At 42.4% G+C, this 9896-nt stretch carries 7 protein-coding genes and 2 pseudogenes; 8 read left to right on the plus strand and 1 reads right to left on the minus strand.

Going from position 1 to position 9896, the window contains the following annotated elements; genetic code table 11:
• Positions 1-128, minus strand: a pseudogene (locus LC574_RS10990) (tetratricopeptide repeat protein); the annotation flags it as partial.
• Between LC574_RS10990 and LC574_RS10995 the strand changes: the two are divergent.
• The 8 genes and pseudogenes from LC574_RS10995 (at position 68) to LC574_RS11030 (ending at position 9802) form a co-directional block, all read left to right on the plus strand.
• Complete coding sequence (locus LC574_RS10995) at positions 68-2050, plus strand: response regulator (RefSeq protein ID WP_229453554.1); 1983 nt, start codon at positions 68-70, stop codon at positions 2048-2050. The pseudogene LC574_RS10990 and the gene LC574_RS10995 overlap by 61 nt on opposite strands.
• Positions 2051-2333: 283 nt before the next feature.
• Complete coding sequence (locus LC574_RS11000; protein WP_229453555.1) at positions 2334-2786, plus strand: class I SAM-dependent methyltransferase; 453 nt, start codon at positions 2334-2336, stop codon at positions 2784-2786.
• A gap of 869 nt (positions 2787-3655) precedes the next feature.
• Positions 3656-4855: an ABC exporter membrane fusion protein gene (locus tag LC574_RS11005; protein WP_229453556.1), complete on the plus strand. Its 1200-nt coding sequence runs from the start codon at positions 3656-3658 to the stop codon at positions 4853-4855.
• A 7-nt stretch (positions 4856-4862) separates the two neighbouring features.
• Positions 4863-5297, plus strand: coding sequence for a hypothetical protein (locus LC574_RS11010; RefSeq protein WP_229453557.1), 435 nt, complete (start codon positions 4863-4865; stop codon positions 5295-5297).
• A 1-nt stretch (position 5298) separates the two neighbouring features.
• Positions 5299-6465, plus strand: a complete 1167-nt coding sequence (devC, locus tag LC574_RS11015) for an ABC transporter permease DevC (RefSeq protein ID WP_229453558.1) — start codon at positions 5299-5301, stop codon at positions 6463-6465.
• 144 nt (positions 6466-6609) lie between these two features.
• A pseudogene (locus LC574_RS11020) lies at positions 6610-7323 on the plus strand (DevA family ABC transporter ATP-binding protein).
• A gap of 873 nt (positions 7324-8196) precedes the next feature.
• A complete protein-coding gene (locus LC574_RS11025; protein WP_229453559.1) occupies positions 8197-9132 on the plus strand; it encodes a M23 family metallopeptidase in 936 nt (311 codons plus the stop codon).
• A 121-nt stretch (positions 9133-9253) separates the two neighbouring features.
• Complete coding sequence (locus tag LC574_RS11030) at positions 9254-9802, plus strand: late competence development ComFB family protein (RefSeq protein ID WP_229453560.1); 549 nt, start codon at positions 9254-9256, stop codon at positions 9800-9802.
• Positions 9803-9896: the final 94 nt, after the last annotated feature.

Genomic DNA, 9896 nt, shown 5'->3' on the forward strand with positions numbered 1-9896 from the left:
TTACCTCTTGAAAACCACGCTTGATAATAATTTGTCTTATATTGCACAGCTTGATCGTAAGCTGTAAATGCATCTTGGTAACGTCGCAAATTTACTAAGGAATTTCCCCAATTATACCAGGCTTGCTTCTAAAGCAGCCAGGAAATCAGCATCGGTTTCAACTCGTATTAATTGCGAACTAATACGAGTTGAAACCGATGCTGATTTCCTGGCTGCTTTAGAAGCAGAGACTTTCGATTTAATTCTTGCCGATTATGCTCTGCCATCTTTTGATGGAATTTCTGCTTTAGAAATTGCCCGAAATCGCACTCCTGAGGTTCCTTTTATCTTTGTTTCTGCGGCGCTAGGTGAAGAATTAGCGATCGAAGCCCTGAAGAATGGCGCAACCGATTATGTATTAAAACAACGATTAGGGCGATTAGTTCCCTCAGTGCAACGGGCATTGCGGGAAGCTCAGGAGCGCCGGGAGCGCCAGCAAGCAGAAGAGTCCTTACAGAAGAGTGAAGCCAAGTATCGCAGAATTGTTGACACCTCTTATGAGGGAATCTGGATGATTGACTCTCAATCACGAACAGAGTTCGTGAATCAACGCTTCTGTGAGATGTTAGGCTATCCGGCTCAAGAAATGCTCGGTCGTTCCATGTTTGATTTTATGGATCAGGCTGATGGAATAGCAGCCGAAGAGAAACTGGAGTGGCTGAAGCGAGAAGGGAGTGATTTAAAAGAAGGTCGATTGCGCTGTAAGGATGGTTCCTACATTTGGACACTGATTTCTGCTAGAGCGATTTTGAATGAACAAAATGAGTTCTTAGGCGCGATCGCTATGCTAACTGATATCACTGATCGCAAACGCACCGAATCAGAACGCGATCGCCTTTTGCAACTTGAGCAAACAGCCAGGGCGCAAGCAGAGGCTGCTAACCGGATCAAAGATGAGTTTTTGGCAGTACTTTCCCATGAATTGCGATCGCCACTGAATCCGATTATCGGCTGGGCAAAACTGTTGCAAAGCCGTAAATTTGATGAGATATCGCTCCAAAAAGCTCTTGAAACTATTGAACGCAATGCCAAATTACAAGCTCAACTAATTGAAGACTTACTAGATGTTTCTCGCATCCTCCAAGGTAAACTCAATCTCAACATGATGCCAGTCAATCTGGCATTCACCATTGAAGGCGCAATGGAAACAGTGCGTTTAGCAGCAGAGGCAAAAACCATTCAGATTGAGACGATGCTTGATCCGCAGGGGAAAGTTTTGGGTGATTCAGCCCGCTTACAGCAAGTTTTCTGGAATTTATTATCGAATGCCGTCAAGTTTACAGCGACTGGGGGAAAAGTAAATGTGCAATTGGAGTGCATCGACGCTCAAGTGCAGATTACCGTCAGCGATACAGGTAAAGGCATTGATCCTGATTTTCTACCTCATGTGTTTGACTATTTCCGTCAGGGTGACAGTACAACAACTAGAAAGTTTGGTGGGTTAGGGTTAGGTTTAGCGATCGCTCGTCACTTGGTCGAAATGCACGGTGGAACGATTTGGGCCGAAAGTCTTGGTGAGGACAAAGGAGCTATCTTTACAGTTAGATTACCTCTGCTCAAGGAATCTGCAACAATTAAGGATGACACGAATCCTGATTCCTCAACAGCCGCTTTTGCCTCTTCTCCCCTGATGGGCTTACAAGTTCTGATTGTAGATGACAATGCTGATACCCGCGACTTTTTCAGCTTTGTGCTAGAACAGTTTGGAGCGATCGTCACCGCAGTAGCATCAGGAGATGAAGCATTACAAGCGCTAACACAGTCAAAGCCAGATATCTTACTCAGCGATATTGGGATGCCAGAGATGAACGGCTATATGCTGATAAAACAGGTGCGGACTCTAGAAGCAGAAATAGGGGAAAAACAGATTCCTGCGATCGCTCTGACTGCTTATGCAGGCGAAATCAATCAGCAGCAAGCACTAAAAGCAGGCTTTCAACACTACATCGTTAAACCTGTAGCACCAGAGGAATTGCTCACGGCGATTTCTAATCTAGTCCAATCTAGTTAGGTGTTTGCGATCAACCTGAGTAATTAGATGAACCTGATTAATGTTAAAATTTTTAAACTATGCTTCAGAGCCAATACAAGCGTTTCAATTGCGTGGAATAGCTTCGCTTCAGACACAACCATGTTATGTCTCTACCACTATCCACCGCATTCGTGACATTTTAAGATAAAGTGCCTTTTGTCAATCAGTTAAAATACTCAAAATAACCTTAATAAAAATTTTGACAGATCCTTTGCTGGTTCTAAAATGAAATTGGACGATCAAAGCTGACACGCCCTAGCTTATGCAAGACTTCAGACAAGAAATAAATGCCAGAGCTTCTATAGATTTAGAACAGCGAAGGACTTGGTATTCTCCGGTTGCTGATGTTTATTATAATGCAAGACCGCACTATCCAAAGGAACTAATTGATCGGTCTGTGGCTTTAGCCCAACTTGACTCAGATGCATCGATTCTTGAGGTTGGTTGTGGCCCAGGAAATGCGACGGTGGCTTTTGCTCAATTTGGTTTTTCAATGACGTGTATTGAGCCAAACCAGGATTTTTGTCATTTGGTACAACACAACTGCGATCGATATCCAAAAGTTACAATTTGCAATACTTCATTTGAGGAGTGGGAACTAGAAGCAAAACAGTTCAATGCCGTACTATTTGCCAATGCCTTTCACTGGATACCGTCAGAGATTAGATATACCATAATCATTGGAGGATTAGCATTAATAATTAGGGCTTGCTGAATAGAATTGTAATATAGACCAGATAAGGGTTTTAAGCCTTTTTCCAACAAACAAGTGCAAGGTTATAACATCTAGAGTCGCAAAACCCTTGCACAATCGTTAGCGATCGCTGGGTAAATTTGGAAACTGACCGATGAAACAAGTATTTTGTAAGCTGTGTGGCTTCTACATTTGCTTGAGAGACTTATTCAGCAAGCCCTAATTAATGCTTACTATACTTCCAGACTCTCTTTTAGTGAAAATCAGAGTGTATTAACCAAACTCCTTTGTAAGACATTATGGGACAACAACATAGTAACTGACATTAAGAACACCCAAGAAATAGAAGAAGTTGTTCCAGAACGTTTTTCTAAAGCAATTGAACTGCGTAAGTCCTAACTAATTATCCGGACTTGATATAACAATTATGAAACGCCAAGAGGTTTTCAATATAGTTGCGATCGCGCACTGAAGTTATTGGTAGCAAATGGATTGGTCTATTTAAAAGACAACTCAAGAAAATAAATTTCCGGAGTTAAATATATCACTAAAAATTATATAAATATCAAATTTAAAGATATTTTTTAGAAAGTAAATTTTATTTGTATTCTCTGACAAAAAGGTTTATTTGATTTAATTTGTCTCTAATTGTTGGCGCTGTTACAACCCGCGAGTTTGAAAACATTTACTATACCTGAGTACTTTAAAAAAACAAAAGTATTTCATCAAAAACATAAGTCTATTAATACTGGAGAGTGACTTGTTGTCATCCCAGTTAAATAGCAGTAGGTTGGTAAATTATCAACAATTACCATTTCTAATGAACTATGAATCGAACGATTAACAATAAGTATTTAGTTTTTTCTGCGCCACTAGTTAAGAGGTAATCTATGGTGCGAAATTCAAAGCTAGGGTACAGAACGTTCCCTAAGTCTCTTCTGCGTCTATCCGTTGGTGTAGGTATAATTGCATTTTTATTGATTGGCGGAATAAGTTTTTATATACTAAAAAGCTGGCAAAATTATGCAAATCCAGAGGCACAAGTGCCAGCAACACAATTGCCACAGTTAAAAACGGTAACAGCTTTAGGGCGGATTGAACCACAGGGAAAGGTAATTAAACTCTCTGCTGCGGTGTCTGCAGAAGGAAGTCGGATAGAAAAGTTGTTAGTGAAAGAGGGGGATAGGCTAAAAGCAGGACAGGTGATTGCAATTTTGAACAGCCGCGATCGCTTGCAAGCAGAATTAAAACAGGCACAGGAACAAGTAAAAGTAGCCCAGGCAAACTTAAACCGAACCCAAGCAGGTGCTAAACCTGGTGAAATTGCCGCCCAAAAAGCCGCGATCGCTCGTTTAGAAGCAGAACGCCAAGGTGATATTAATACCCAAGCAGCGACAATTGAGCGATTCCAAGCCGAAGTGCGTAATGCCCAAGCAGAAGACGAACGGTATCAGCAGCTATATCAACAGGGGGCAATTTCTGCCTCCCAACGAGATAACAAGCGTTTAAACTTGGAAACCGCTCAAAAAAGCCTGCAAGAAGCACAATCGCAGTTAAATCGGACTCAATCAACTAGCCAGCAAAAGATTAAAGAAGCCACAGCAACACTTGATGAAATCGCCGAAGTGCCCGGAGTGGATATAAAAGCAGCGATCGCAGAAGTCAATCGTGCCATAGCAGCCATGAATCTGGCAAAAGTCAATTTAAAACAGGCCGAAGTGCGATCGCCTCAAAATGGACAGGTATTTGAGATCCATACCCATCCTGGCGAATTAATATTAAATGATGGCATTGCTGATATCGGACAAACCAACCAGATGTATGTCATAGCCGAAGTCTACGAAAGCGATATCGACAAAGTGCATTCAGGACAGCAAGTGCGAGTATTTGGTGATTCCCTCTCCATTGAATTGCAGGGAATCGTAGATCGCAAGGGCTTACAAGTGCGGCGGCAGAATGTCATTAACACAGATCCTGCTAACAATATCGATAACAGAGTAGTCGAAGTCCATATCCGACTAGATGAAGCCTCCAGCCGAAAAGCCGCCACCTTAACCAATATGCAAGTTAAGGCAGTAATTGAACTATGAATAGGGCATGGGGAATTGGGCATGGGGCATTGGGCATGAGTCTTTAATACTCGCTAACGAGTCTTTGATACTCGTGAATGAGTCTTTAATACTCGTGAATGAGTCTTTGATACTCGTAAATGAGTCTTTGATACTCGTGAATGAGTCTTTGATACTCGTGAATGAGTCTTTGATACTCGTGAATGAGTCTTTGATACTCGTGAATGAGTCTTTGATACTCGTGAATGAGTCTTTAATACTCGCTGACAAGTCTTTAATACTCGCCCACGAGTCTTTAATACTCGTGAATGAGTCTTTAATACTCGCTGACAAGTCTTTAATACTCGTGAATGAGTCTTTGATACTCGCCCACGAGTCTTTGAACTCCATTCCCCTGCTCCCCCCGCTCCCCCTGCTCCCCCTGCCTCCCCCACTCCCCACTCCCCACTCCCCCTTTTTATAATGTGATTAAACAACTGCGACGGCGAACCCCTCTTGGATGGCTGCAACTGAATCATGAAAAAAGCCGTCTTTTAGTGGCATTGTCAGGGATTGCCTTTGCGGATCTTCTCATGTTCATGCAACTGGGCTTTCAGACTGCACTGTATGACAGTAACACTAGATTACATCGCAGTTTGCAAGTAGACATTGTTTTAACCAGTCCCCAAGCCCGTAACTTGCCAAGCTTGTCTACATTTTCTCGGCGGCGACTTTACCAAGCAATGGATATACCAGGGGTAAAGTCAGCAGAACCAATGTATTTCAACAACACAATCTGGAAAAATCCCCAAACACACCGTGAGACGGGGGTGTTAGTGATTGGGTTTAATCCAGATAAGCCAGCCTTTGACTTACCAGATGTTAACCAGCAATTGCAGACAATCAAGCTGCCAGGTGCTGTCTTGTTCGATCGTGGTGCTAGAGGAGATTATCAAAAAGCGATCGCTCAAATTGACCAAGGTAAAACTCTAACCACGGAAATAGAACGGCGCACAATTACCATTAGTGGCTTATTTCAAGTCGGCGCTTCCTTTGGTTCTGATGGCAATTTGATTACCAACGATCAAAACTTTTTGCGGCTATTTTCTGGGCGACAGTCTAGCAGTGTCAGTTTAGGTTTGATAAAGGTAAAACCAGGTTATGACCCGAAAAAGGTAGCAGCAACATTGAAAGCCTATCTCCAAGATGATGTCAGAGTCTTAACCCACGCCGAATTTATTGAATTTGAGAACAACTTTTGGAGAACAAATTCTCCAATTGGCTTTATCTTCAGCCTTGGTGTATCGATGGGGTTTGTGGTGGGCGTGATTATTGTCTATCAAGTCCTTTCCACCGATGTTAATGCCCACGTTCGAGAATACGCCACCTTCAAAGCAATGGGATATCGCAATTACTACCTGCTAGGTGTAGTGTTTGAAGAATCGTTGATATTGGCAGCACTGGGCTTCTTCCCCGGATTAGGAGTATCTTTAGCACTTTACCAACTGACTCGCAGTGCCACAAATTTACCCATGTACATGACTGCGATTCGAGCATTGCAGGTATTAGTGCTGACTATCATTATGTGTACAATTTCCGGTGCGATCGCAACCCGCAAGCTCCAAGCCGCAGACCCGGCTGATATGTTTTAGAACTAGGGGAGTGGGGAGTAGGGAATAGGGAATAGGGAAGAATTTTTACAACTCGTAACTTCTAACTCCCCACTTTGTACAGACGCGATTAATCGCGTCTCTCCCAACTCCCCACTCCCGACTCCCTACTCCCCACTCCTAAATATGCTTCCCGTCATCTCCATCCAGAATCTCGACCACCATTTTGGTCAAGGCTCACTCCGTAAGCAAGTTTTATATAACATCAACTTAGAGATTAACGTCGGTGAAATTATTATTCTGACTGGGCCCTCTGGTTCTGGAAAAACTACCTTGCTGACCTTAGTGGGTGGGTTGCGTTCTACCCAATCTGGTAGTTTGCGGGTGTTGGGGCGAGAACTTTGTGGTGCTAGTGCTGAAACACTAGTGCAGGCGCGACGCCGTAACGGTTATATTTTCCAATTACATAACTTGCATGGTAGTTTAACAGCACTCCAAAACGTCAAAATGGCTTTGGAATTGCACAAACATCTTGGCTTAAAAAAGATGCTAGCTAGGTCAGCCCAAATGCTAGAACAGGTAGGATTAGGAAATCATTTGCATTACTATCCTGATAAACTGTCTGGGGGACAAAAACAACGAGTAGCGTAGGCGTAGCCCGCCGCAGGCATCGCTCGTGCCTTAGTTAGTCATCCTCAAATAATCCTAGCCGATGAACCCACCGCCGCCCTTGACAGTCAATCGCGACGAGATGTAGTCAATCTCATGCATAAACTGGCAAAAGAACAAGGCTGTACCATCTTGATGGTTACTCATGACAACCGCATCCTAGATATAGCCGATCGCATTGTTCACATGGAAGATGGCAAACTCAAGCCAAAAGTAAAACTATCAGCTTAGAGTTGATAAGCCTTTATTAATCGAGCTTCTCAACTCGGAATGAGAAAATTTTAGGTAAAATCACTATTATTTTACACCCGACACCCCATATAGCAGTCCTAAATCATTTGTGAAAATTATATATCTCTTTCTTCTTTCTTCCCTTTGCGCCCTTAGCGTACTTTGCGGTTCGTTTTCTTATTTATATTTTTCACGAATCAAATAGGACTGCTATATCAACATTAGTAACATCTGTTACGAGGTATAAACGAGCATTAACGATTAGATAAACTAAAAATCCTAGAAATAATTTATACCATATATCAATAAAATCTATGATAGGGTGAGCAAGATGCCCACCCTAGTTGTGAAAATTAAATGCTCAACAGCTAACTAAATCTAGCTTTTCCCAAATTTTTTAGGTTATTTCTCACACTTTCCCCTTACCCTTGCTTTACCTGGGTTGGGTGATTTACCTACACCAACTTTAACCTAACAGTGTAGTATGAGTGTCCAGTTGAACAAGTGTCCAGTTGATTCCAATAATTTCTTCAAGTATTATTATCTAATGGTTAAAGCCCAACAGGTCTCTTTTGTTGCCTAATAAATGATACCTATGGCAAGTCATAAGAGCATCTTTGCCATTAATCTAGTTAAATTTTTAGCTCATTACCAATGTAATACACCTTGATTATTAAAGTTAATACCAATTCACTCAATTACAATTACAAATCATTCTCCCTTATCTCTTACCCCCTGCCTTTGTCCTCTCCATAAGTCACTGACGGATTTCCCAATATTTATGGTTTTCAACAACATCTACTTCAAACAGGAAACACTAGTAGAAATAAGCTAGTCTATTTGGCAATACAAGCAAGGGATTTTTGTAGCTCTATGATGATTGAGAATAGCGCTAGTAGTTCAAACAAGAAGTTGCTCGGTTTTGATGTCAAGAGTTTGACAGCCAATCGCCATGCAATAAATATGTTAAAGGGAATATTTGCTGTTCTCCCTCTCACCTTGGCATTGCCTGTAGAAGCTTTACAAGTAAAGGTGACTCCAACTAATCCTAAATTAGGGGATACGCTTTCGGTAGAGATTAATCTAGATAATCCCGATAATAGTACAAATCCAACAGTAGCTAGTGGTAAGAATACGTACCCAGCCTTTGAAATTGCCCCCAATCAGTATCGGGCTTTTGTTCCCACAACTCCGCTAGAAAAAGCTGGAACTAGAACACTTCGGGTTACAGGGGATGGTCAAGTACAAAACTTGGCAGTGAATGTGCTTAATCGCAAGTTCCCCGTACAACGCATTACTTTGCCACCTGGCAAAGCCGGAGTGGATGCCACAGAGCATGAACTTAAGCGTGTGGCAGCTTTCAAGGCACTACAAACGCCAGAAAAGTATTGGAATGGAGTATTTTTAAAGCCAAATGCAGGGCGGATGAGTACAAACTATGGTGTACGTCGCTACTATAATGGTACATTTGCAAAAGACTACTATCATCGTGGTCTTGACTACGCTGGTGCTACCGGATCACCGGTAATTGCCCCAGCCTCTGGGCGAGTTGCTTTGGTAGGTAGGGTATCCCAAGGGTTTCGGATACACGGTAACGTAGTTGGCATTGACCACGGTCAAGGAGTAACCAGTATTTTCATGCACCTGAGTCGTATTAACGTTAAAGAAGGTGATGTTGTGAAAGCTGGTCAACTAATTGGCGCAGTAGGTTCAACAGGTGCTTCTACGGGGCCGCATTTGCACTGGGGTCTGTACGTCAACGGACAATCTGTTGATCCAACACCTTGGCGAACTAAGGTCGTTAAGTAGTAGAGGCGGAGTTAATCGCGTCTGTGCATAATTTGTATTTTTTTTGCTGATAATTAGGCAAAATAAATTGGATTGATACCGTCCCTACCAAGCTTTGCTAACATAAATGATGATAAGCATTATGAGCATCGAAAAAATTGTAGAACAAGCTCTCCAGGATGGTTATTTGACACCAGCAATGGAAGCAGAAGTCGGTAGAATCTGTGACAACGCCTCAGAACTCTCAATTGAAGAGTATATGGCGCTGGATCGGCTGATGGGTTCGCTATTGACCGGTGAGGTAGTGGCGGTACCTCGCAAACAATTTATTAACGTTATGGAAGAATTGGTACTGACGGAAGCGATCGCACGAGTTGCAGAAATTGAAGCCACCAGCGAAAGTTCTCTAGATGTCGGCGATATTGCTGCTTACGCTCTCAATCGGCTACCACCTTTATATGCTACTACAGAAGAAGGTGCTAACTTCCAGCGCCAAACGGCTCAGGCACAACTGCAAGACTTAATTTCTCAGCAAGTAAGTGAGGCGATTAACCGTTACCTCGATCGACCCAATTTCTTCCCAGAACGGCAAGCCTTGGGTAAAAACACTGGCAATGAAGTTGTACGCCAAGTTAGTGCTTTACTTCAGACATACGCACCTAACTTTGAAACAAATCAACTAATAGTTTAGTGACTGTAGATTTCCCTACACGAGAGTCACCTACAGTCATAATCATCCGCTTAGGAGAGTTCGACACCATCTAAGCCTAGTAACACTTTCACTG

The sequence above is a fragment of the Nostoc sp. CHAB 5715 genome, assembly GCF_020829685.1.
Lineage (GTDB): Bacteria > Cyanobacteriota > Cyanobacteriia > Cyanobacteriales > Nostocaceae > Nostoc.